We start from the raw sequence: 24,473 nt of genomic DNA, 5'->3' as shown, positions 1-24,473 counted from the left end.
CCAAATCTCCTTATTCAGTGCATCCGGGGTAAATGGTGCAGATGCGCCCATCCACCATTTGGAAGGTGCTGAAATCTGTGTAATTGCCGTTGCAATAAGCGCGTTGATCATCAAAGCCTTTGCCCATACACCGCTTCCAGCCACCGGGCACCTTGACCCATGTGTCTCCCCAACCGGGCTTTTCCTCCGCCGCCAATTTGATCTTCATCTTCACGGTTTTACCCGGCAGTTGGTCGAGGGTGTACGCCGAAAACGGACGGCCTCGTTTAGGCTCACCCTGTTCATCAGTTGCTTTGCAGTCGAGGATTTTTCTGAGGATGCGTGGCTTGCCTGCAGTACGAAACAGCCACTGGCACTGACCGTAAAAGATGCTTTCACCTGTTTCACTGAAAGTGCCTTTGTTCTGCTCCTTCAGTTCATTGCGAATGACAACCAGGGCGCTGTCCCGACTGATGTCCCCCCAGTCCTTGCCATACGCGGACTTGATTTCCAGCTCGATGCGCCTGACCACCAATGGGCAGCCTTTACGCGTTCTGCGAATGGTGATTTCAGAATCAGGCTTGTATTCTTTTCGCCATTCGTAATTGAAAACAGGCGCCAAGTTGTCCTTTGTTTTAACGGTGCAGGTTTCACCTTCGGCGGGGACGTAGTAAACCGCTGCGACGTATGCAAAATCGGGCGGCAAATCAGCGGTGAAGGTGAATGTGTTTGGCTGGTTCTCAGCACATCCTGTGATTAATGCGATGCAGCAACTCAAGGCTGAAAATTTCAGTAGTAACTTCTGGTGCGAAGAAAAAATTGGCATTGATTAATGTCCTTATTCCGTACAGCCGGGGTAAACAGTGCAGACGCGTCCATCCACCATTTTGAAAGTGCTGAAATCTGTGTAATTGCCGTTGCAATAAGCACGTTGATCATCAAAGCCTTTCCCCATACAACGCTTCCAACCACCGGGTACCTTGACCCATGTGTCTCCCCAACCGGGCTTTTCCTCCGCCGCCAATTTGATCTTCATCTTCACGGTTTTACCCGGCAGTTGGTCGAGGGTGTACGCCGAAAATGGACGGCCGCGTTTAGGCTCACCCTGTTCATCAGTTGCTTTGCAGTCGAGGATTTTTCTGAGGATGCGTGGCTTGCCTGCAGTGCGAAACAGCCACTGGCACTGACCGTAAAAGATGCTTTCACCTGTTTCACTGAAAGTGCCTTTGTTTTGCTCCTTCAATTCATTGCGAATGACGACCATCGCGCTATCCCTACTAAAATCTCTTCGGGTTTTGCCATATGACGAGTTAATTTCCAGCTCGATGCGCCTGACCACCAATGGGCAGCCTTTACGCGTTCTGCGAATAGTGATTTCAGAATCCGGTTTGTATTCTTTTCGCCATTCGTAATTGAAAACGGGTGCCAAGTTGTCCTTTGTTTTAACGGTGCAGGTTTCACCTTCGGCGGGGACGTAGTAAACCGCTGCGACGTATGCAAAATCGGGCGGTAAATCAGCGGTGAAGGTGAACGTATTCGGCTGGCCGTTAGAGCAGCCTGCGGCAAACACCAGGCAACATCCCAAACTTGCAGTGCGTAATCCCTGTTTCATAACGGCTCATCCCCCTGCCCAAAATCCACCAACTGCCGCACCCGCTCAAAGTGCTCCATCGGGCTCTCATCAGCCCGCACCTTCCAATGCGGCGACAACGTATAAGCAGGCGCCCGCAAACTCTGAATCAACAGAAACTCCAATTGCTCCGGCTCCAACCAGCCCCACGCATCCGCCAGGGCCAACCGGTCACGCAACCACGCGTCAGGGTCTTGCAGTTCGGCGAGGTTGGCGTAGGCCTCCACGTGCTCGGCCATCAAGTAACGATGGGCGTTTAGCCGGCGAATTTCCGATGCCTGCGGATGAGGAAAGGGAGTGCGCAACCAGAGGGGTTTGTCCGGCACGGGATACGTGCCGGGGGCAGGGTTATGAGCCGTTTTCCAGGCTGTACCGTTCCAGTAGCACACGCTGATCGCCGGCCCGAGGCAGGCCGGATACTCTTCGACCGGCAAATTTTCCAGCGCGCGACTCAACACTCGATTGTCGTGAAATCGATACAGCGCCTGATAGGGACGCGTCCCGACAATCAACCGGTCTTGCCAGTGATAGACCAGTTGGCGCAAGGCGCCTTTTTCCACGCTCGCGAGCCACCCCCAGTTGCGTTCGGGATGATCCAACAGGTCGTCGAGACGCCTGTCGCCGGCCTGATCCAGCGTGAAGATGAACGGACCGGCATCGGCCATATTCGCGAGGGTGGTGCCGTTGTAGACGCCGAGGTACTGGTCATATCCGCAGGACTTCATCAACAGCTGACGGGTTTCTCGCTCGTTCTGCGAGTCCAGTACCAGGCACAGTTCATGGCCTAAGTGTCGTTGTTCGGTCATCCATTGGCGGGGGAGTGCATTGATCATGCGGCAGCTCCTTGCGTCAGACAGACGCCATCACGGCAGGCTTCGCAGATCGGGCAAAAATCCGCCCCCAACGCGTTGCTCGACGCCATCAATACGCTCTGGGAGGGCGCGATTATTGGGGGCAGTTCCGGTTGCGCAGATAAGGGGTCAATCGATCCAGGCATCCATCGCGATGCGGCTAAGCCCGGCACGGGAGTGCCGTCAATCCGGATGTCTCTACTGCTGAAAGGTCCGCCGTGGCTAATGGCGATGTGTTCGCCGTCGACGTTCAAAAAAATGTTCCGCCCTGCATTCAGAAACAGATCACAAATTGCGTTGATGTGAATGTTCTGAGCTTCGAACGTCAGCGTTTGATCGATTTGGGTCTGGCTGTTGCCGGCGACATGCAAATAGTCACTGGCTTTGAGCTGTGTGTGCCTGTCTCCAATTGTGGTTCGATGTTCATTGGCTTCCAGCACGCTAAAGCTGTCGCCCTTGACCGTTGTGCGCTGCTCGTTGCCAATCTCCAGACGGCTGTCGTTTTCGATCCTCTGTTCCATATCCCGCTGGGCGCGCAGGTAAATCAGCTCTTGGCCGGTACGGTCTTCCAAATGCAGTTCGTTGAACCCCGTGCTGTCCGGCGAACTGCGGGAGCGGAATACGCTGCGGGTTTTATGGGCGGGTAATTCGTAGGGCACCGGGTTGGCGCTGTTGGGAAAACATCCGATGATCTCGGGTTGATCCGGGTCGCCTTCCTGAAAACTGACTTGTACCTCCATGCCGACCCTCGGCAGGGCGAAACCGCCAAAAGCATTGCCGGCCAACGTGGAAGATACCCGCAGCCAACAGCTGCTTTTATCGTCGTGGCGGCCTTCGCGATCCCAGAAAAACTGCACCTTGACCCGACCGTACTGGTCACAGTGGATCTCTTCACCCTTGGGGCCGGTGACCACGGCAGACTGACTGCCGAAAATTCGCGGTTTTTTGTGGGTCAGTGGCGATCGGTAGATCACCTCCCAGGGCGTGGCGATGAACTCGTTGCGATAGCCTTGCCACAAGTCTTCTTTAGGGCTGGCGGCAGTGTCGACCAAGGCCTCTTCCAGGACTTGCGGCTGCGCGCCTGTGTGACCAACCTCGGTCAGCAACCAGAGATCATTGCATTCATCCTCCGGGTGTTCGGACACTTGCAGAAAGTGCCCTGAGACCAGCGCCGGCTGATCGCTTTTACCGATAGCCAGTTGGCAATTCGCGCGATGACGTTCCAGAGCATGTCGACTCAGGAGCTTGCCGCGGTCACGATGGGTAAAGCGCCCCGGGTAGGTGTAATCCTCCAGGTCCGGCTGAGTCGGATGGGTAGCAGGGCGATAGTCAGACTCCAGCAGCATGCGTGCCTTTTTAAAGTCGTAATCGCGGCGTGTGGTGCGGCTGGGGCCTGCTTTAACTTCCAGGTCAAACCGGTTGATCACCGGCTCTTCGGCAACCATGCCACTGTCTGTTTTATAGGGTGTGGAGTCGTCGAGCCTGGGAAACACGGTCTGGTCATCGCCAAACACCAGCACATGTTTTTCGCGACTGTGCCGGAAGTGGTAATGCAGGCCTTCCTCTTCGCACAGGCGTTGAATGAAGAACAAATCAGATTCGTCGTACTGCACGCAGTACTCGCGATTCGGATAAGTGCAGCCCAACTGAAACAGATAAAGATCACGATGGATGCCGTGTTCTTCCAGGATCTGCGCGATGATCTGCGGCACGCTCAAATGCTGAAAAATACGGTGGTTGGTGCGGTGGCCCAGATAAAACAACTGAGGAACCAGCGTCAGGCTGTAGCGGATGAGGCGATTACCGATACTGCCTCTGTTCATGCGATGTATTTGCCCGTGAATGCCTTTGCCATCGTCGTTAAACGCGAGGAAGGCTTGTCTGGACAGTAGGTTGTTCAGGTCTAGCGCCGGTCGTTCGCCGACCAGTTCGACATCGAAGGTGAAAGGCTGGCTGATGAAATCCTTGCCGGTAAACGAGAGCACCTGAAGCTCGTGTTTAAAATCGGCGATCGTGAAGCTGAAACGGGTTTGCGGGTTCGTGGTGAACATCCCTGGTTCCTTGTCCGGTGACGTGGCACAGGCTTCGGGACGTTGAGGCAATGTGTGTGAAAGACCTTCCATGGCCAGGTCACAACTAAACGTCCAGAAGCCGGGTTCTGTGCAACGCTAACAAGGGAAAAAAGGAATTGATGTCAGACGCTTCCTAAAATGCAGTTACAAATCACAGAAGTTAAGTCGTCTGTCACGCCGTCATCGCGGGCAAGCCCGCTCCCACAGGGGATTTTCTGTGGCCATAGAACGTGTGTACGGCCGGGACCAAATGTGGGATTGGGCTTGCTCGCGAAGGCGGTGTGTCAGCCAATTGAGATGCTGAATGTACCGGCCTCTTCGTGAGCAAGCCCGCTCCCACAGGAACAGAGTTCGAACTCAGCCTTCCAGCGTCACACCCGCCAACCGCTCCAGCACCTGCACCACATGCGTCATGTCCCGCGTTGGGTCGCCCTCGCTCAACGCCTGATCAAAAAACTGCTTCACCACCGAACTGGTGAACACCGGCGCGCCGGCGTTTTCCGCTTCGGCGAGGAACAGGCGCACGTCCTTGCGCATCAGGTCCAGGCGAAAACCGAAATCGAACTCACGACGCATCACGGTCCCGGCGAGGATCTGTTCGCTGGTGAAACTGCGCGCGGTGCTGGCGTTGAGCATCTCGACCATCTGCCGTGGTTCGAGCCCGGCCTTGACGCCGAACAACATGGCTTCGCTGGTGGCGACCAGGGTGGCGGCGACGATCATGTTGTTGACCAGCTTCAGGGTCTGGCCCAACCCCGGCTCGGTGCCGATGTGTTCGACCTTCTTGCCGAACGCCGCGAACACCGGCACGCAGCGCTCATAAGCAGCTCGATTCCCACCGACCATCACCGACAACGTGCCGTTCTGCGCGCCGACGACACCCCCGGCCAGCGGCGCGTCCAAGGCTTCGATACCTCGTTGGGCCAACGCCGCTTGCAGACGCCGGGCCAGGCTTGGCCCGGTGGTGGAGTGGTCGACCAGAATGTTCACCTGTTGCCCGTGAATCACGCCATCTGGACCCAGCACCACGGCTTCCACGATGTCGGGCGTGGGCACGCAAACCAGCACGATCTGCGCATGGTCAGCCACTTCCCGTGGCGTGGCATGGCTGCGCGCACCGCGTTCCAGTAGCGGCGCAATCGCCTGTGGATTGGGGTCGAACATGCTCAGGGCAAAGCCCTTGTCGAGCAGATGACGGGCCATTTTCTGGCCCATGGCGCCGAGGCCGATAAAGCCGATGGAAGGGGTATCGAGCGGGGTCATGGCAGGTCTCTTTCTTGTGGTTAGAGACCCCATGCTAGACACGACGACAATTGACCGACAAAGCAGTTTTACGCCGCGCTGCCTTGAATAAATCTCAAGCAATGTCCCGCGTGATGCGCGCCTGTTCGAGCAGCCATTCTCGGAAAATCCGCAGGTCTTCGCTTTCTTCGCGATGCTTGGCGATCAGCAGGTAATAGGTGTACACGCCCATGTCCACCACCTGCTCGAACGGCCGGATCAGGCTGCCGTCCTGCAACTCCTTGCTGACCAGAAACAGTTGCGCCATGGCGATGCCCTGGCCGCCAACGGCAGCGGCGTAGACCATCGACGAACTCTGATAGGACATGCCGGCCTGAGCATCGACCTCACGACTGACACCCGCGGCTTCCAGCCAATAGCGCCAGTCTTCCGGGCGGGCGATCGAATGCAACATCGTGTAGTTGGCGATGTCGGCCGGGTTCTGCAACCCCGGACCGTGTTGCAGCAGCGACGGGCTGCACACCGGTGCCAATTGGTTGTCGCTGAGCACGTAGCAATTGCAGTTCGGCCACTCGCCGGAGCCAAGACGGATGGCGGCGTCGATGTCTTCCTTGTAGAAATCCACCGGGTCGAGGGAGGCGGTCAACAGCACTTCGATTTTCGGGTTTTGCGCGTGGAAACTCGCCAGTCGCGGGATCAGCCACTGCATGGCAAACGTGGTGTAGGCGCGGACCTTCAGTTGGCGACGCAGGGGCGGGGACATGAGTTTCTTCGTTGCCCCGCGCAGGTCTTCGACCACCCGGGCCACGGCGCGAAAGTATTGCTCGCCAGCGGCAATCAGGATGATCTGCCGATGCCCGCGCACGAACAGATCGAGTTTGAGGAATTCTTCCAGGGTACGGATCTGCCGACTGACCGCACCGGGAGTGACGTTCAGTTCATCGGCCGCATGGGTGATGCTCAAATGCCGGGCGACGGATTCGAATGCGCGGATGGCATTGAGGGGAGGCAGGCGATCCATAGTGGGCAAACTCTTGTTCTTATGGGAGGAGCGGCGCGCAGTGTACGTAATGCAGAGCCTAAACCCACTTGATTAAAACTCAAGGAAACGGGGTGTTTTTCTCGATTGTCGGCCCATGGCGGGGCTTTCAGGATCGACCTTCGCACGTCTGTCTTGGGCGTGTTCGAACCTGACAACAATAAGAGAAACACGTCCATGAAGAACCACTCGTTCAAAGCCCGAAAGGCTTTCCCAGCGGTATCGTGCCTGGCCATCTGCGTTGCGCCGAGCGCCGTATTCAACCCGGCATGCGCCGATGTTTTTCAGGACAGCAAAGCCAACCTGGAGCTGCGCAACTACTACTTCAATCGTGATTTCCGCCAATCCGGTGTGGCCCAGAGCAAGGCTGAGGAATGGGCGCAGGGCTTCATTCTGCGCGTTGAATCGGGTTACACCGAAGGGCTGATCGGCGCCGGTTTCGACGCCATCGGGTTGGTTGGGATCAAGCTTGATTCGTCGCCGGACCGAACCGGCAGCGGCCTGCTCAACACCGCGCGCGGGGCGGGTGGTCGAGCCGAGGACAACTATGGCGAACTCGGCGTGACCGGCAAACTGCGCCTGGCGCGCAGCACCCTGAAGGTCGGAACCTTGCTGCCGAAAATCCCGGTGGTCATGTACAACGATTCGCGCCTGCTGCCGCAAACCTTTCGCGGCGCGTGGCTCAACAGTGCCGATATCGACAACCTGTCCCTGGACCTCGGCCGACTCGACCAGACCAACCTGCGCAACTCCTCCGACAACGAGGACATGAGCGTCTACAACGGCGTGTCGCGCAACATCCGCCTCGGCCGCCACGCCGCCAGCGACCGTTTCGACTTTGCCGGGGCGACGTATCGCTGGGCACCGTCGCTGAGCACGGCCTATCACTACGGTGAACTGGAGGGTGTCTACCGCCAGCACTACCTGACCCTCAATCACAAATGGACCCTCAGTGAAGGGCAGACTGTCAGCTCCGACCTGCGTTGGGCCCGCAGCCTCGACGACGGCGGCAGCAACGTCGACAACTCGGCCATCGGCGCGATGTTCACCTACAGCGTCAGTGGCCATTCATTGGGCTTGGGCTATCAGCGTATGAGCGGCGATACCGGTTTTGCCAATATCAATGGCACTGACGGTTATCTGGTGAATCTGGTGCAGATCAATGATTTTGGTAATCAGGATGAGCGTTCGTGGCAGGCTCGGTATGACTATAACTTCGCTGCGTTGGGCATTCCCGGTTTGACCTTCATGACTCGTTACCTGTCGGGCGACGACGTCACCGTGCGCAATCGCGCTGATGCAGGCAAGGAGTGGGAGCGTGATTCAGAGTTGGGCTACGTGATCCAGAGCGGGCCATTGAAGAATCTCGGTTTGAAGTGGAAAAACGCCAGTGCACGGAGCAATTTTTCCAGTGATATTGATGAGAATCGGTTGATTGTCACGTATGCGTTGGCACTGTGGTAATTCCCAAATTCGAGCCCTGATGCCCGTTAATCAAGCGCCAAAACCTGTGGGAGCGGGCTTGCTCGCGAAGGCTGTGTGTCAGTCGACGATGATGTCGACTGACACGCCCACTTCGCGAGCAAGCCCGCTCCCACATGGACTGCAGATGACTGGCTGGCATTGAGGAGAGTCTTTTCCCGCGAATAAAAAAGGCGCAGCAATCGCTGCGCCCTCGGGTGATCGGCGAATCACTTCAAAGCCGAATAATCACCGACTTCAGTTGCGTGTAATGCGACAACGCATCCACCCCTTGCTCCCGCCCATAACCACTCTGCTTGAACCCGCCACACGGCGTCTGCACGAAGCCGCCGCTGTATTCGTTGACCACGATGCGCCCGGCTTCCAATTGCGCGGCAACGCGGTGCACACGTCCAATGTCGCGACTCCAGATCCCGGCGCCGAGGCCAAACTCGCTGTCATTGGCGATGCGCAATGCATCGGCCTCATCCTTGAACGGAATCACGCAAACAATCGGCCCGAAGATTTCTTCCCGGGCCAGCGTCATGTCGTTGGTCACGCCGGTGTAAACCGTCGGCTCGATGTACCAGCCGTTTTCGAATCCGGTATGGCTGGCGACTTTGCCGCCGATGGCCGGGGTCAGGCCTTCGCGTTCGGCGATGGCGAAGTAGCTCTGGATTTTCTCGAACTGCGCGTGGGTGGTGATGGGGCCTGAAGTGGAATCGTCCTGAGGACCGACCCGCAACTTGCCGACTTCGGCGACCAATTTGTCGACGAAGCGATCGTGAATCGATTCCTGCACCAGCAACCGCGTACCCGCCGCGCACCATTGGCCGCTGTTCCAGGTGAAGGCGGTGGTCGAGCCTTTGGCGGCGGCATCCAGGTCGGCGTCGTCGAACACGATGTTGGCCGACTTGCCGCCCAGTTCCAAGGTCAGCGGCAGAATCCGGTCCGCCGCGATATGCCCCAGTTCCTGGCCGGCACGAATGCCGCCGGTGAAAGAGATTTTGCGGATATGCGGGTTATGCGCCATGGCCGGGCCGATGATGCTGCCCTTGCCGACGATCACGTTGAACACGCCGGGTGGAACGCCGGCCTCGACCGCCATGCGTGCCAGTTCCACCAGTGATGCCGAAGTGTGCTCGGACGGTTTCGCCACCACGGTGTTGCCGGTGGCCAGCGCCGGGGCGATGGCGCGGGCGGCCTGATGCAACGGAGCGTTCCACGGCAAGATCACACCGATCACGCCGAACGGATCGCGGCGGGTGTAGACGTGGTAGTTCGGGCCCTGGTTGATGACTTCGCCATCCATGACATTGACGATGCCGCCGTAGAATTCGAAGTACTGCGCGGTCAGGTCCATCAGTGCTGCCATCTCGCGACCGGGCTTGCCGGTCTCGGCCCGTTCCAGCGCACCGAGGGTGCTTTCACTGGCGCGAATCAAACGGCCGAAATCGTTGAGGATGCGCCCGCGCTCGGCGGGGCGCATGTCGCGCCAGGCGGGTAGCGCCGCCGCTGCGCTATCGATGGCGATGGCCACGTCGGCCGGGCCGCTGTTGGCCACTTCGTTGAGTTTTTCGCCGGTGCGCGGGTCGATCTTGTCTTCGTATTGGCCATCCTGCGGCGGCACGGAGCGCCCATCGATGAAGCTGTTGGTCTTGTCGAACATTGCCGGTTCTCCTCGTGAAGCTCTTCTTGTTGATGCATTGCATGGGGAGGGCAGTGGGCAGCCCCATGATTGCCTGCCATTACGGCTGCTCGCCGATAACGCTTCAACCGAGTTTTAAAGGGGCGTGCGTTGAGAAAATCTCAACGCAATGGGTTGATATTTAGTCAACCGAACCGTCCTGAAAACTCGCTTCACGAGAAGCAGGCAACGCCGGATATTTCTCCCGTAGCAACGCTGAGGCCGCGTCCAAAGGTCAACAATAATAGCGCCCACGGGAGCCAACAATATGAGCAACTACAACACGGTCGAGGGCGAACTGCCGTCCTCATCCACTGCCACTTCGACCCCGCAAACCCAGGGTCGACAACTGAACAGTGCCGAGAAAAAAGCAATTGTCGCCGCGACCCTGGGCACCATTGTCGAGTACACCGACTGGGTGATCTACGCGACATTTTCGTCCATTCTCGCCAAGCAGTTTTTCCCCGCCGGAGACGGCGTAACGGCATTACTGTCGGTGCTGGCGGTGTTCGCCGTCGGCTTTATCATGCGCCCCATTGGCGGCGCTGTGCTGGGCCAACTGGCCGACCGCTACGGCCGCAAAAAAGGCCTGACGTTGTCGATTCTGCTGATGTCCGTCGCCTCGCTGGTGATCGGCATCTGTCCCAACTATGAAAGCATCGGCATCGCGGCGCCGATCATTCTGGTGCTTGCCCGTCTGGTTCAGGGTTTCTCTGCGGGCGGCGAGTTTGGCTCGGCGTCGGCCTTCCTGATCGAGTCGGCACCGCCGCATCGCCGGGCGTTCGCCGGGTCGTGGCAATGGTTCGCCATTAACGCAGGCACGTTGGTGTCATTCCTGCTTGGTTTCGCGCTCGCTTCGATGGGCAGCGACACCGCGCTCTATGACTGGGGCTGGCGCGTGGCGTTCGTGATTGCCGCGCTGATGGGTCTGATTACGCTGTGGATTCGCCTGTCGGTGCGCGAGACTGAGATCTTCAAGTCGAAGATCGCCAGCCACGCCAAAAAACGCCCGATTCGTGAACTGCTGTTCAGCCATCGTCGTGATGCGATGCGGGTGATCGGCATCGCCATGGCTGGCAATCTGCTCAACTACGTGTGGATGGTCAGCTATCCCAATCAGGTGCATCTGATCACGGGCATGTCGATCCGCGACACCTTGCTGGCCGGGGTGATTTCCGTCGGCGTATCGCTGGTGCTGATGCCGTTCGCTGGCAAGCTGGCGGATCGGGTCGGGCGGCGTCCGGTATTGATCGCCTTTGCCATCGCCTCGATCCTTTGGGCCTGGCCGAGCTTCGGGCTGCTGTACGTCGGGATCAGCCTGATGGAAGTGACGCTGATTCAGACCGTGTCGATGGTGATCATGACCGGCTTCGGCGCGGCGTCGGCGGTGACCATGGCCGAACAGTTCCCGGCTGAGGTTCGCGTTACCGGTATCGCCTTGCCGTATGCCTTGTCGGTGACCCTGTTCGGCGGCACCGCACCGTACCTGATGGCCGCAATGGCGGGCTGGGGTTTTGGCGGGCTGTTCTGGATCTACCTGGTGGTGATCAGCGCGATCAGCGCCGTGGTGTATTTCCGGATGCCGGAGACGCGGGGACAGCCGTTGCGTTGATCGGCTGTCAATGAAAAGCAAAAGATAACTGCAGAACCTGTGGGAGCGGGCTTGCTCGCGAAGAGGGCGTTTTAGTCGATATCGATGTGTCTGACACTCCGCTTTCGCGAGCAAGCCCGCTCCTACAGGGGTTGCGTTTAGCTGACGACTTTCACTCAGCCGAACCCGGCTCTGTCAGCACTTTCCTGAACGTTTCCACCAACGGTCGCAGATTGATCCGGTGCCACGCCGCCCACAGCGGCGTGGTGAAGGAAATCCACGGCACTTCCCGCAGCACCACGCCCGGTGGTGCATTGCGGCTCAGTCCCTTCTGAATCATCGCGATGCCCAACCCCGAGGCCACTAGCCCTAGCGCGGTAAAGGGTTCGGTGGCTTCCATGCGGATGTCCGGGGTGAAACCGGCGCGGATGCAGGCGCTGACGAAGTCTTCGCGGCTGGCGCAATTCTGGCGGTGTTGCACGCCGATCCATTCCTGATCGGCTAGGTCTGCCGGGGTCAGTGTCGACTGTTGCGCCAGTGGATGGTGCTCGGGCAGGGCCAACAACATCGGGTCGTCCAGCACCTGAAAACCCAGCAAGTCCGGATCGTCGGCGACGGGTGGTTCACTGACCAAGGCGATATCCAGACTACGCTGACGCAGGCCTTCAAGTTGTTCGGTGGAGCTCAGGTTATACAGCGCGACATGCACGTTCGGCCGATCACCACGCAGCACCCGCAAGGCATTCGGCAAGACGCCGGCGTGCATGGCGTTTTCGATGTAGCCGATGCACAAACCGCCTTCCTCACCGCGGCCCAGGCGCTTGCCGAGGGATTCCAGACGATTGGCGTGGGTCAGCAAAGCACGGGTTTCGGCCAGGAACGTCTGGCCGTCGCGAGTCAGGCGAATGCGCTGCTGGCTGCGTTCGAACAGGGTCAGGCCCAGGCGTTCTTCGAGCTGGGCGATCTGCCGGCTCAGGGGCGACTGGGAAATGTGCAGGCGTTCGGCGGCGCGACCGACGTGTTCTTCTTCGGCGACGGCGACGAAGTAGCGCAATTGGCGGATGTCGATCATGTCAGACCTCTAGGGACTCAAGTGCTGCGCATTATGTCTTGGACGGTCCGATCATCGCAATCTAGGATCTGCTCAACGGTCACCCGCACTGCTCAAAACGCACTGCTCAAAAAGGGCGACCTCTGAAACTGACGAGGATTGAATCATGAGCTTGAAAGACAAACTGCCCGGCGCGCTGGGCTTCGGTACTGCACCACTCGGCAACATGTTCCGCGCCATTCCGGAAGAAGAGGCGATGGCCACCGTGCATGCAGCCTGGGATGCCGGCGTACGCTATTTCGATACTGCGCCGTTTTACGGTTCGGGCCTTTCGGAAATTCGCCTCGGCGCCGCGCTGGCCAAGTACAACCGCGACGACTACGTGCTCAGCAGCAAAGTCGGCCGGGTGATTCTCGACGAAGTCGAAGACACTGCGGCCCGCGACCTCGGTGAGAAAAGCGGCGTGTTCGAACACGGCCGCCCGAACAAGATCATCAACGATTACAGCGCCGATGCGACCATGCGTTCCATCGAAGACAGCCTCAAGCGCCTGCAAACCGATCGTCTGGACATTGTTTGGGTGCATGACATCGCCCAGGACTTCTACGGCGATCAATGGCTGGAATACTTCAACCAGGCCCGCACCGGCGCCTTCAAAGTACTGACTCGCCTGCGTGAAGAAGGCGTAATCAAGGGCTGGGGCCTGGGCGTGAACAAGGTCGAGCCTTGTGAGCTGACCCTGGATCTGACCGAAGCGCAGCCCGACGGTTTTCTGTTGGCCGGTCGCTACACGCTCCTCGATCATGACCGTGCCTTGCAGCGTTTGATGGATTCGGCCCTGGCGCAGAACGTCGAGATCGTGGTCGGCGGTCCTTACAGCTCGGGCATTCTGGCCGGGGGTACGCACTTCGAATACCAGAAGGCCAGCCCGGCAATCGTCAACAAAGTCGAGCAAATCAAGCGCATTGCGGCTGCCCATGGTGTCGACATCAAGGCGGCGGCGCTACAGTTCTCCCTGGCAAACCCGGCCGTGGCGGCGGTGATTCCAGGTTCCAGCCGTCCGGACCGCATTGCTGAAGATGTCGCTGCATTGTCGGCAGTGATTCCCGCGGCTTTCTGGCAGGCGATGCGCGACGCGAAACTGGTGTCCGAGCGCGCACCGTTGCCAATCACAGGAGCTTGAGCATGAAGATCGATCTGACTGGAAAACTCGCCATTGTCAGCGGCAGCACCGCCGGCATTGGCCTGGGCATCAGCAAGGCACTGGCGGAGTCCGGCGCCACGGTGGTGGTGATCGGCCGCGACACGGCCAAGGTCGAGCAGGCACTGGCGAGCATTCGCCAGAGCGTGCCAGGCGCGCAACTGCGTGGCCTGACCGCGGACCTGGGTACCGCCGAAGGCGCCGAGCAGTTGTTCGCCGCCGAGCCGCGAGCGGACATCCTGGTGAACAACCTCGGCATCTTCAACGAAGTGGATTTCTTCGACACACCGGACAGCGAGTGGACGCGGTTCTATGAGGTCAACGTGATCTCGGGTGTGCGCCTGTCACGGCATTACGTACCGGACATGGTCAAGCAGGGTTGGGGGCGGGTGATCTTCCTGTCCTCGGAATCCGGGATCGCAATCCCGGCCGACATGCTCAACTATGGCGTCACCAAAAGCGCCAACCTCGCGGTGTCCCATGGTCTGGCCAAGCGCCTGGCGGGCACTGGCGTGACGGTCAATGCAATCCTGCCCGGCCCGACGTTGACCGACGGCCTGGAGCAGATGCTCAAGGACGCCACGGCCGAATCGGGGCGCAGTGTTCGCGAAGAAGCCGATGCATTCGTGCGCAAGGCTCGGCCGAGTTCGATCATCCAGCGTGTGGCGGATGTCGAAGAGGTCGCGAATCTGGTGGCTTACATTGCCTCGCCGTTGTCCTCGGCCACCACTGGCGCGGCCCTGCGGGTCGACGGCGGTGTCGTCGACAGCATGGCGATCTGAACTTTATTGCTTAAGAGAGAACTTCACATGGCAAGTGCATCAGCGTTTATCGATATTCCGGCTTCGGCCGATCAGGTCTGGCAATTGATCGGCGGCTTCAACTCGCTGCCGGACTGGCTGCCGTTTATCCCGAAAAGCGAACTCAGCGAAGGCGGGCGGGTGCGCAGCCTGCAAACGGCGGACGGCGCGGTGGTGATCGAGCGTCTGGAAGCGTTCGACAATATCGGCAAGACCTACAGCTACTCGATCCTGCAGGCGCCGTTCCCGGCCACTGATTACCTGGCGAAAATCAGTGTTGAAGCGCAAGGGCAGGGGGCGCGGGTGACCTGGTCCGGGCAGTTCGCGCCGGTCGGTGTGAGTGACGAGGAAGTGGTGAAGTTGTTTACCGGGATCTATCAGGGTGGTCTTGAGGCCCTGCGGGCCAACTACCCGGCCTGAATACACCACAAATCCCCTGTGGGAGCGGGCTTGCTCGCGAAAGCGGAGTGTCAGGCGACATCAACGTTGACTGATAGACCGCCTTCGCGAGCAAGCCCGCTCCCACATTGGATCTTCTTTGTTTTGAAGTTTGGGTCACGTCTGCGGAATCTGGCTCTGCCGACAATCGAGCACCAACCGCGCTCCGCCGCTTTCGCTACTGCCCACCTCAAGCGCAAAACCATGCAAGCTGACAATCGCCGCGACAATCGACAGCCCCAATCCGAACCCGCTTTTCTGGTTACCACCCTCGGCCCGATAGAACCGCTGGAACACCGCCTCGCGTTCGGCCAGGGGAATCCCGGGCCCAGAATCGAGCACTTCGATTCGTGTATGCCCATCCTCATTGACCCCGCGCAAAATCACCTCGCCACCGGGCGGTGTGAATTTGATCGAGTTGCTCAACAGGTTCGCCACCGCTTCGAACAACAGCGCGCGATCACCATTGAGTGGCGGCAAGGATTTCGGCATTTGCAGCTGGAAAACCAGCTCGCCTTCTTCCGCCAAGGGCAGGTAGAAGTCGTGCAGTTCCTGCAACAGCGGCACCGGATCGAGCAGCACAAAACCTGAACGCCGCTGGCGATCCTCCAGCTCGGAAATCCGCAGCAATCCGCGAAAACGCGCCATCAGGGTGTCCGCTTCACCGAGCACGGAATCCAGTTGCACAGCCAGCGTCGAACCGTCTTCGGCCTGCTGCTGAATCCGGTACAACTGCGCCCGCAAGCGCGTCAGCGGGGTGCGCAGGTCATGGGCGATGTTGTCGCACACGCCCTTGACCTCGTTCATCAAGCGCTCGATGCGTTCGAGCATGGCGTTGACGATGGCGGCGAGCATGTCCAGTTCGTCGCGGCGATTGGACAGTGGCAGGCGCCGGGTCAGGTCGCCGGCGACGATGGCTTCGGCGCTGGCCTGAATCGCACGAATTCGCCGCAATGGCCGTCGCCGCAACAGATGCCACCCGGCGATGCCCGGCACAATGGTCAGGGTCACGCCCCACAGCAGCGCGCGAAGAATGATCCGGGTCACGGCAAACAACGAACCGTTGTCCCGCACCAGAATCAGCCAGCGGCCATCCGGGGTCTGGGTTGCCACTGCATCGCAGCTGTCGGTGGGCAGGGTCGGGTCATCGGAGTCGGCGCAGTCGCTGAGCATGTGAATCTTGCCGTCCAGCGGGAGGCCTTCGGGAATGTGACGCAGCGCGCCGCTGAGGTAGCGATGCTGCTGATCGAACAGGCCATAGGCGTCGATGCCGCGAATGTCGAAGGTCATGCTGACGGCGAGGGCGTCTACCAGTTGTTCGCCGGAAAAACGCGAAAACAGATGCTGACGTTGCATCAGCGAGTGTTTGGCCAGGTTGTCCAGGTAGGAGGAAACCTCGTAGTACATGACCCCCATGAGAATCGCGCTCCAGGCCACGAACAGCGAGCTGTAGAGCGCCAGCAAACGGCTGCTGGAAGAGCGCCAGCCTTTAGACGGGTTCAGCAATGACATAACCCGAGCCTCGCACAGTCCGAATCAGTGGGACATTGCCGGGCGGGTCAATCTTCTTACGCAGACGGCCGATGTGCACGTCGATCAAATTGGTGCCGGGGTCGAAGTGGTAACCCCAGACCTCTTCGAAAATCATCATCCGCGACAGAATCTGCCCGGTGTTGCGCATCAAGAATTCCAGCAACTTGTACTCGGTGGGCAGCAGCGTCAGCAACTGGCCGTCGCGGCTGGCTTCGTGACTGATCAGGTTCAGTTCCAGATCGGCCACCCGCAATGTAGTGGCTTGCGCGGTCACGGTGTTTTGCCGGCGCAACAGAACTTCGACCCGTGCGGCCATTTCATCGGTGGCGAACGGTTTGGTCAGGTAATCGTCGCCGCCGGCGCGCAAGCCACGCACGCGCTCATCGACGTCCGACAGGGCGCTGATCATCAGGATCGGCGTGGCCACGCCCATGGTCCGCAACGTCGTGACAATCGCCAGGCCATCGAGCTCGGGCAACATGCGGTCGAGAGTGATCAAGTCATAGTCGCCGCTGACCGCACGCTCCAAACCTTCGCGGCCGTTGTCGACCCAATCCACGTCCAGGCCATGGCTACTCAATTCGGCCACGATTTCCCGGGCGGTCACGGCGTCGTCTTCGATGGTCAAGATGCGGGTCATAGGCTTGCCTGATTAAGTGTTCACAACGTTGAGCGGCATTTTGCCAAGAAATGATCGCTGGCTTTCTAAATAAAACTTCATGAAGGGAGCGGTTCTGATTAATGCATAAAACCCGCTGATATTGCCTGTTCCTTGCAAAATGCATGGCGTGGCGAAGTTCATTATTTGTAACGCTTTGAAATTTATTGGTTTATTCAAACTTGGCGACTGGCACGGTGACTGCAATTCCTCATTCGAAGAGTTGTAACACCATCTTTCCTGCCTGGAGCGATACAACAATGAATAGATCCTCTGATGGTTTCTATCCTGCGGAAGAATCAAGCACGCTCTCTGGCGTGTCCTGGGGCGCGATTTTCGCCGGGGCCGCTGCGGCCGCCGCGTTGTCGCTGATCCTGGTGCTGCTCGGTTTTGGCCTGGGGTTTTCGGCGGTATCGCCGTGGGCCCATGAAGGTGTGAGCGCCAAGGGCTTGGGCATTTCCACGATCGTCTGGTTGGCTTTCACCCAAATTGTCGCGTCCGGGCTCGGTGGCTACATTGCCGGGCGCCTGCGGGTGAAGTGGGCGAACATGCACGGCGATGAGGTCTACTTCCGTGACACGGCCCATGGCTTTCTGGCCTGGTGCGTAGCAACGCTGGTCACCGCGACCCTGGTGGTCGGTTCGGTCAGCAGCATTGTCAGCGGTGGTGTGCAGGCCGGGGCGAATGTGGTCGGTGGCGCCGCGAGTGCGGCAACCCAGGCCGCTGGCACTGCCGCCGGTAATACCGATAGCGATCAATACGGTTACTTCGTCGACAGCTTGTTTCGCGATGATCGTCCGGCCGCCATCAGTGATGACGCCGCTCGCGGCACGGTGACCCGCATCTTCGTGCGCAGCCTTGCCAACGACGGTCAACTGGCCGCCGAGGACCGCACCTACCTGGCGCAACTGGTCGCCCAACGGACCAACCTCACTCAAGCGGACGCGGAACGTCGTGTCGATGAAGTCTATGCCCGCACCCAGAAAGCCGTGGCCGACGCCAAACTGGCCGCTCAACAAGCTGCTGACACCGCTGCCAAAGTCGCTGCCGCGACCTCGTTGTGGATGTTCGTTGCATTGCTGATCGGCGCGTTCTTCGCCAGCCTCGCCGCGACCTTCGGTGGTCGTCGTCGGGATGCGGTGGTGTATCTGGAATCCGACGCTTACGTGACCACGACTTCCATACCTGTTCGCTAACCCAGGAGAACTTCCATGCGCTCATTACTGCTGTTCTTTCTCGGCGTACCCATCCCGATCATCATCCTGATCGCCCTGTTCACGTAACACCTTGGGGCACATGCCTCTGCCGCTTCTGCCTTTGGTGGAAGCGGCGTTTTTGTGTGGGTGGACTGGCAGACACGTTGATGTTGAATGTTATGGCCCTTTCGCGAGCAAGCCCGCTCCCACATTAGAGCTGCTGTGAACACGCACTGTGTGCACGCCGCAGATCAACTGTGGGAGCGGGCTTGCTCGCGAAGGGGCCAGATCAGGCGCAGCAAATCGTCTACTCGATCGGCGTACTCACAAACACCTCAAGCCCCTCGGCATACTCGGTAAACGCACTGATCAGCGGAAACCGCGCAGCCTCCACCTGATCCGGCACTACCAAATTGGTAAAACTCCAGGCCACCGCCAACGTAATCCCGTCCTGAGCAATCGAGCCGTCAGTCTTCAGCGGTTGCTTTTCCAGCTCCCGCTCCAGCGCCGAATAAGCGGCCGCCAGTTGCCCTTCGACTCGTTCCACCCAAGGTGCGTATTGAATGTCTGCAGGACGCAGGTTGCGTTCGTAGTAAAGCTGAACCGACTTCTCACTGGCCGCCAACCCCAGGCCAATCAGGCGCAACGCGCGCAGGCGTTGATCGAGATCGTCAGGCATCAGACTTTTTCCGGGGCCGGCCAAGGCTTCCAGGTAATCGAGGATCAGCGTCGAGTCCATCAACACCTCACCGTCATCCAGCACCAGGCTCGGGGCCTTGACCACCGGGTTGATCTGCTGGAATTGCTCGAAGTGCCGAAACACCGAAACCGACTGGTGCTCCAGCGGGATGCCAAGGCATTTGGCAGAAATGGCGACGCGCCGCACGTAGGGCGAATCCAGCATGCCGATCAGCTTCATTGAACCTCTCCTTTCGCTCGCCATTGGGGATGGACAACCTTAGCTGAGGTTCAGCGCGCTGCAACCGGCGTGGCGCTAATCCTCGAAACCGACCTGCTCGTGAATTTCATCGACCTTCAATTCCAGTCGATAGGCCACGGCAATAAACAGCGCCTGGCACAAACACAGCGTTGCGCTCAGCGAACGGAAGGCAAACGAACTGCCTTCGTTGACCAGCAGCACGGTGTTGGCGCGCTTGGCCAGGGGCGAAAGGTTGCTGTCGGTGATGATCAGGGTTTTCGCCTGATGGTGCTGGGCGATGCGCAGGCAGTGCTGGGTTTCCTTGCCATAGGGCGTGAAGCTGATGGCGATCACCAGGTCGTTGGCCCGCACGCTGCGCATTTGCTCGCGGTAGCTGCCGCCGAGCCCCGAGACCAGGTGAATGCGCTTGTTGGTGTGTTGCAGGTTGTAGACCAGATAGTCCGCCACCGCGAAGGAGCGGCGCACCCCGACCACGTAGATGTTGTCGGCGTTCACCACCAGATCCACGGCCTTGTCGAAGGCCGCGTCGTCGAGTTCCAGCCCCAACCGTTCGATGCCCGACAGGGTCGCGTCGATGCACTCACGCGCCAGGTCGCCGCCGCTGGCCTTCTGCGACTTGTTGGCGATCATGCTGCGAATGCGCTGCTGGTAGTTCTGCACCGGCGTGGTTTTGTGGGTGTACGCCTCGCGGAACAGCGCCTGCATTTCGCTGAAACCGCTGAAGCCGAAGCGCTGGGAGAACCGCACGATGGCCGACGGATGCACTTCGCATTCGCGGGCAATGTCGCTGATGCGGTCGACCATGATCCGGTCGCTCTGCTGGCTCATGTAGCTGGCGATGCGTTTGAGCTGACGCGGCAGGCTCTCGTATTCCTCGGTGATCAGCTGCAGCAGACGCTCGGCATTGATCGGGGGGCTGACAAGAACGCTGTCGGGCGTGCTCTCGGTCGTGGCCGGCTGATCGGTGCGGGACATAGGGAATCCTTCTGGCTTGTTCTTATAGGGCGACGTCTGGCGTCATCCCCTGACAATAGGTTGGCTGTGCGCAGTCTACAGGGTAGGCCCGAATAAAATCTTGAGCTTGCAGCCGGTGTACGCTTTGCTGAATCGATGCACCGTGTCTGGAACGCTCGTAGAAAAGATTATTGGAAAAAATATTCCACGTAAAAAATATTTAGAATAATTATTGATTGTTCGGTCCCGGACGTTTTAGTCTGCATCCACCAAGAGTGTTCGGCGCGGTCATCGCCCCGAACGCAGGCTGATAAAAATAACAGGAGCCAGCGTGGGCCAGACTCGTTTTGCCAGTGGGCGTCAATTGGATCTGATTTGCCTGGGTCGCCTTGGCGTCGACCTCTATGCGCAGCAAGTCGGTGCGCGGTTGGAGGACGTTTCCAGTTTCGCCAAGTACCTGGGCGGTTCTTCCGCCAACATCGCCTTCGGCACCGCCCGGTTGGGGCTGAAGTCGGCGATGCTGAGCCGGGTAGGGGACGACCACATGGGTCGCTTCCTGGTCGAATCCCTGACTCGCGAAGGCTGCGACGTCAGCGGCATCAAGGTCGATCCGGAGCGCCTGACCGCGATGGTCCTGCTGGGCCTCAAGGATCGCGAAACCTTTCCCCTGGTCTTCTACCGCGAAAACTGCGCCGACATGGCGTTGCGGGCCGAAGACATCAGCGAAGCCTTCATCGCTTCCAGTAAAGCCCTGCTGATTACCGGCACCCATTTCTCCACCGAGAGCGTCTACAAGGCGAGCATCCAGGCGCTGGACTACGCCGAGAAGCACCACGTCAAACGGGTGCTGGACATCGATTACCGCCCGGTACTCTGGGGCCTGGCCGGCAAGGCGGACGGTGAAACCCGCTTCGTCGCCGACCAGAACGTCAGCCAGCATGTGCAGAAAATTCTCCCGCGTTTCGACCTGATCGTCGGCACTGAAGAAGAGTTTCTGATCGCCGGCGGCTCCGAGGATCTGCTCACTGCACTGCGCAATGTCCGGCGTCTGAGTGACGCGACGTTGGTGGTCAAGCTCGGTCCGCAAGGTTGCACGGTGATTCACGGCGCGATCCCGGCACGTCTCGAAGACGGCGCCATTTATCCCGGCGTGCGGGTAGAAGTGCTCAACGTGCTGGGCGCTGGCGATGCCTTCATGTCGGGCTTCCTCAGCGGGTGGCTGATCGAGGCCAGCGACGAGCGTTGCTGCCAATTGGCCAATGCTTGCGGCGGTCTGGTGGTGTCTCGCCATGCCTGCGCCCCCGCCATGCCGACCCGCGCTGAACTCGATTACCTGTTCAACAGCCCGGTGCCGATTACCCGGCCGGATCAGGATGCGCAGTTGCAGCGTCTGCATCAGGTCAGCGTGCCGCGCAAACAGTGGAAGCAATTGTTCATCTTCGCGTTCGACCATCGCGGGCAACTGGTGGAACTGGCCCACAAGGGCGGTCGCGACCTGAACGCTATCTGCGAACTCAAACAACTCTTTATCCAGGCCGTGGAACGGGTCGAAGCCGATTTGCGCGAGCAGGGCGTCGACGCCGATGTCGGGCTGCTGGCCGATCAACGCTTCGGCCAGGACTCGCTGAACGCCGCCACCGGTCGTGGCTGGTGGGTGGCGCGGCCCGTGGAAGTGCAGGGTTCACGGCCATTGGCGTTCGAACATGGACGCTCCATCGGCAGCAACCTGATTGCCTGGCCGCAAGAGCAAATCATCAAGTGCCTGGTGCAATTTCACCCCGATGACGAGCCGCTGCTGCGCCTGGAGCAGGAGGCGCAGATCAAGGGTTTGTATCAGGCGTCCCAGGTCAGTGGTCATGAACTGCTGCTGGAGATTATTCCGCCCAAGGATCACCCCTCGACCCATCCGGACGTGCTGTATCGCGCGCTGAAACGCCTCTACAACCTCGGCATCTACCCGGCGTGGTGGAAGATCGAAGCGCAAAGCGCCGAAGAGTGGAAACAGCTCGATGAGCTGATTCAGGAGCGTGATCCGTACTGCCGTGGCGTTGTATTGCTGGGGCTGAATGCGCCGGCGGCGGCGTTAGCCGAAGGGTTTCAGCAAGCCAGTCAGAGCCAGACCTGCCGCGGGTTTGCGGTGGGTCGGACGATTTTCCAGGAACCGAGCCGCGCCTGGCTGGCCGGTGAAATCGACGACGAAGCGCTGATCCGTCAGGTGCAGGACACGTTCGTTGAATTGATCGATGCCTGGCGCAGTGCCCGGGCCTGACGAAACACCGCAAAACCAATGTGGGAGCGGGCTTGCTCGCGAAGACGGCGGCACATTCAACATCAATGTCGCCTGACACACCGCCTTCGCGAGCAAGCCCGCTCCCACAGGGGTTCAGCGTCGGTCTTACAGATATGTAAAAACAATAAAAGGTGCAGCCATGCCCGCTATCCGAATTGGCATCAACCCGATCTCCTGGAGCAACGACGATCTGCCGTCCCTCGGCGGTGAGACGCCGCTGAGCACCGCCTTGAGCGAAGGCAAGGAAATCGGCTATGAAGGTTTTGAACTCAACGGCAAATTCCCCAAGGATGCCAAAGGCGTCGGTGACGTGCTGCGGCCTTACGATCTGGCGTTGGTCTCCGGCTGGTATTCCAGCTGTCTGGCCCGCCGTTCGGTGGCCGAAGAAATCGATGCCATCGGCAGTCACGTCGAGTTGCTCGCGAAGAACGGCGCCAAGGTGCTGGTCTACGGCGAAGTCGCCGACTCCATTCAAGGCCAGCGCATTCCTCTGGTCGAACGCCCGCGTTTCCACACCGAACAGGCCTGGCAGGAATACGCCGACAAGCTCACCGAACTGGCGCATTTCACCTTGTCTCAGGGCGTGCGCCTGGCCTATCACCACCACATGGGCGCCTACGTCGAATCCCCGGCGGACATCGACAAGCTGATGGCGCTGACCGGCAGCGAAGTCGGTCTGCTGTTCGATTCGGGCCATTGCTACATGGGCGGCGGCGAACCGTTGCACGTGCTGCGCAAACACATCGAACGTATCTGTCACGTGCATTTCAAGGACGTGCGCAAACCGGTGGTGCAATTGGCGCGCAACAATCTGTGGAGCTTTCCGGACTGCATCATCAACGGCACCTTCACCGTGCCCGGCGATGGCGACATCGATTTTGCCGCGTTGCTGGACGTGCTGCTGGCTGCCGATTATCACGGCTGGCTGGTGGTGGAAGCCGAACAGGACCCGGCCGTTGCGCCGAGTTATGTCTACGCGAAAAAAGGCTACGACACCTTGCGTGCGCTGCTCGATGAGAGGATTAAGTGATGAGCCTGCTGGTCAAAAGCAACGCCCGTGGCCGGACCATGGTCGAGTTGGGCAAAGGCGAACTGGAATACGTCGGTTTCGCCGCCTACCGCTTGAGCCTTGGCGAAACCTTGCCGGTATCGGCCGGTGATAAAGAACTGTGCCTGGTGCTGCTCAGCGGTCGCGTCAGCATCAGCGGCGAGGCACCGGGGCAGGGCGCATTTGACTGGGAAAACCTCGGTGATCGCCAGTCGGTTTTCGAAGACAAATCTCCGTTCGCCGCTTACTTGCCACCCGGCAGTCAGGCTCAGGTTGTCGCCCTGAGTGATGTGCAAATCGCTGTCTGCGCCGCGCCCGGTTCGACGACTGGCAACCTCGGCCCGCGCCTGATCAAACCCGAGACCATGAAGCGCAGCGTGCGCGGCAAGGGCGCCAACACCCGTTACGTCTGCGACATTCTCCCGGACACCGAGCCCGCCCATTCGCTGCTGGTGGTGGAAGTGCGCACGCCGTCCGGGCACTCGTCGAGCTACCCGCCGCACAAGCACGACACCGACGATTTGCCGCACCAGAGCTTTCTTGAAGAAACCTATTACCACCAGATCAACCCGCCCCAGGGCTTCGTGTTCCAGCGGGTCTACACCGACGATCGCAGCATCGATCAAGCCATGGCCGTGGAAAACAGCGACTTGGTGGTCGTGCCCAAGGGGTATCACCCGGTCAGCGTGCCGTACGGCTACGAGTCGTATTACCTGAACGTGATGGCCGGCCCCAAACGCGTCTGGCAGTTCCATAACGATCCGCAGCACAGCTGGCTACTGGATCTCTGATTTTCAACGTCTGAATTCCAC

At 59.4% G+C, this 24,473-nt stretch carries 21 protein-coding genes; 9 read left to right on the top strand and 12 right to left on the bottom strand.

Annotation, left to right across the window (positions count from 1 at the left end):
* Positions 1–10: 10 nt before the first annotated feature.
* The 6 genes from ACA055_RS18140 to gcvA form a co-directional block, all read right to left on the bottom strand.
* Positions 11–805: a hypothetical protein gene (locus ACA055_RS18140; protein ID WP_497679907.1), complete on the bottom strand. Its 795-nt coding sequence runs from the start codon at positions 803–805 to the stop codon at positions 11–13.
* 12 nt (positions 806–817) lie between these two features.
* Positions 818–1,591 (bottom strand): hypothetical protein, encoded by a 774-nt coding sequence (locus ACA055_RS18135; protein WP_497679906.1) that lies wholly within the window; start codon positions 1,589–1,591, stop codon positions 818–820.
* Positions 1,588–2,442, bottom strand: coding sequence for a DUF4123 domain-containing protein (locus ACA055_RS18130; RefSeq protein WP_497679905.1), 855 nt, complete (start codon positions 2,440–2,442; stop codon positions 1,588–1,590). Before ACA055_RS18130 ends, ACA055_RS18135 begins: the two co-directional genes overlap by 4 nt.
* Positions 2,439–4,511: a type VI secretion system Vgr family protein gene (locus ACA055_RS18125; RefSeq protein ID WP_497679904.1), complete on the bottom strand. Its 2,073-nt coding sequence runs from the start codon at positions 4,509–4,511 to the stop codon at positions 2,439–2,441. Before ACA055_RS18125 ends, ACA055_RS18130 begins: the two co-directional genes overlap by 4 nt.
* Positions 4,512–4,889: 378 nt before the next feature.
* Positions 4,890–5,795 carry an NAD(P)-dependent oxidoreductase gene (locus ACA055_RS18120; RefSeq protein WP_497679903.1) on the bottom strand — a complete coding sequence of 302 codons (906 nt, stop codon included), beginning with the start codon at positions 5,793–5,795 and terminating at the stop codon, positions 4,890–4,892.
* Between the two features lie 94 nt (positions 5,796–5,889).
* Positions 5,890–6,795, bottom strand: coding sequence for a transcriptional regulator GcvA (gcvA, locus tag ACA055_RS18115; RefSeq protein ID WP_497679902.1), 906 nt, complete (start codon positions 6,793–6,795; stop codon positions 5,890–5,892).
* 195 nt (positions 6,796–6,990) lie between these two features.
* Here gcvA and ACA055_RS18110 point away from each other — a divergent pair, with 195 nt between their 5' ends.
* On the top strand, positions 6,991–8,277 hold the full coding sequence (locus tag ACA055_RS18110) for an OprD family porin (protein WP_497679901.1): 1,287 nt from the start codon (positions 6,991–6,993) through the stop codon (positions 8,275–8,277).
* Positions 8,278–8,509: 232 nt separating this feature from the next.
* On the opposite strand, the gene ACA055_RS18105 is transcribed toward ACA055_RS18110, so the two are convergent.
* Positions 8,510–9,943 (bottom strand): aldehyde dehydrogenase family protein, encoded by a 1,434-nt coding sequence (locus ACA055_RS18105; protein WP_497679900.1) that lies wholly within the window; start codon positions 9,941–9,943, stop codon positions 8,510–8,512.
* Between the two features lie 286 nt (positions 9,944–10,229).
* Here ACA055_RS18105 and ACA055_RS18100 point away from each other — a divergent pair, with 286 nt between their 5' ends.
* Entirely contained in the window at positions 10,230–11,573 is a 1,344-nt protein-coding gene (locus ACA055_RS18100; protein ID WP_497679899.1) for an MFS transporter, read from the top strand.
* 151 nt (positions 11,574–11,724) lie between these two features.
* Here ACA055_RS18100 and ACA055_RS18095 read toward each other — a convergent pair whose 3' ends face one another.
* Positions 11,725–12,624, bottom strand: coding sequence for a LysR substrate-binding domain-containing protein (locus ACA055_RS18095; protein ID WP_497679898.1), 900 nt, complete (start codon positions 12,622–12,624; stop codon positions 11,725–11,727).
* Positions 12,625–12,769: 145 nt separating this feature from the next.
* Between ACA055_RS18095 and ACA055_RS18090 the strand changes: the two genes are divergently transcribed.
* The 3 genes from ACA055_RS18090 to ACA055_RS18080 are packed head-to-tail and all read left to right on the top strand — an operon-like array spanning position 12,770 to position 15,024.
* Positions 12,770–13,786, top strand: coding sequence for an aldo/keto reductase (locus tag ACA055_RS18090; protein WP_497679897.1), 1,017 nt, complete (start codon positions 12,770–12,772; stop codon positions 13,784–13,786).
* Between the two features lie 2 nt (positions 13,787–13,788).
* Positions 13,789–14,586, top strand: a complete 798-nt coding sequence (locus ACA055_RS18085) for an SDR family NAD(P)-dependent oxidoreductase (RefSeq protein ID WP_497679896.1) — start codon at positions 13,789–13,791, stop codon at positions 14,584–14,586.
* 27 nt (positions 14,587–14,613) lie between these two features.
* Positions 14,614–15,024, top strand: coding sequence for an SRPBCC family protein (locus ACA055_RS18080; RefSeq protein WP_497679895.1), 411 nt, complete (start codon positions 14,614–14,616; stop codon positions 15,022–15,024).
* A gap of 135 nt (positions 15,025–15,159) precedes the next feature.
* Here the strand turns inward: ACA055_RS18080 and ACA055_RS18075 are convergent, their stop codons facing one another.
* Together ACA055_RS18075 and ACA055_RS18070 are read right to left on the bottom strand one after the other, a co-directional pair.
* Positions 15,160–16,554 carry a sensor histidine kinase gene (locus tag ACA055_RS18075; RefSeq protein WP_497679894.1) on the bottom strand — a complete coding sequence of 465 codons (1,395 nt, stop codon included), beginning with the start codon at positions 16,552–16,554 and terminating at the stop codon, positions 15,160–15,162.
* Positions 16,532–17,215, bottom strand: a complete 684-nt coding sequence (locus ACA055_RS18070; protein WP_150719041.1) for a response regulator transcription factor — start codon at positions 17,213–17,215, stop codon at positions 16,532–16,534. The genes ACA055_RS18075 and ACA055_RS18070 overlap by 23 nt, the downstream gene beginning before the upstream one ends.
* Before the next feature lie 278 nt (positions 17,216–17,493).
* On the opposite strand from ACA055_RS18070, the gene ACA055_RS18065 reads away from it, so the two are divergent.
* Entirely contained in the window at positions 17,494–18,429 is a 936-nt protein-coding gene (locus ACA055_RS18065; protein WP_497679893.1) for a hypothetical protein, read from the top strand.
* Between the two features lie 307 nt (positions 18,430–18,736).
* Here ACA055_RS18065 and ACA055_RS18060 read toward each other — a convergent pair whose 3' ends face one another.
* Positions 18,737–19,348 carry a glutathione S-transferase gene (locus ACA055_RS18060; RefSeq protein ID WP_497679892.1) on the bottom strand — a complete coding sequence of 204 codons (612 nt, stop codon included), beginning with the start codon at positions 19,346–19,348 and terminating at the stop codon, positions 18,737–18,739.
* Positions 19,349–19,423: 75 nt separating this feature from the next.
* A complete protein-coding gene (locus tag ACA055_RS18055; protein ID WP_497679891.1) occupies positions 19,424–20,344 on the bottom strand; it encodes a MurR/RpiR family transcriptional regulator in 921 nt (306 codons plus the stop codon).
* Between the two features lie 310 nt (positions 20,345–20,654).
* On the opposite strand from ACA055_RS18055, the gene ACA055_RS18050 reads away from it, so the two are divergent.
* The 3 genes from ACA055_RS18050 to iolB all read left to right on the top strand — a co-directional run bounded on the left by ACA055_RS18050 (position 20,655) and on the right by iolB (position 24,452).
* On the top strand, positions 20,655–22,592 hold the full coding sequence (locus ACA055_RS18050; protein WP_497679890.1) for a bifunctional 5-dehydro-2-deoxygluconokinase/5-dehydro-2-deoxyphosphogluconate aldolase: 1,938 nt from the start codon (positions 20,655–20,657) through the stop codon (positions 22,590–22,592).
* Between the two features lie 160 nt (positions 22,593–22,752).
* Positions 22,753–23,643 carry a myo-inosose-2 dehydratase gene (iolE, locus tag ACA055_RS18045; protein WP_497679889.1) on the top strand — a complete coding sequence of 297 codons (891 nt, stop codon included), beginning with the start codon at positions 22,753–22,755 and terminating at the stop codon, positions 23,641–23,643.
* Positions 23,643–24,452 carry a 5-deoxy-glucuronate isomerase gene (gene iolB, locus ACA055_RS18040; RefSeq protein WP_497679888.1) on the top strand — a complete coding sequence of 270 codons (810 nt, stop codon included), beginning with the start codon at positions 23,643–23,645 and terminating at the stop codon, positions 24,450–24,452. The genes iolE and iolB overlap by 1 nt, the downstream gene beginning before the upstream one ends.
* Positions 24,453–24,473: the final 21 nt, after the last annotated feature.

Source organism: Pseudomonas sp. LBUM1657 (assembly GCF_059716075.1).
This window is presented reverse-complemented; position numbering and strand designations above follow the sequence as displayed.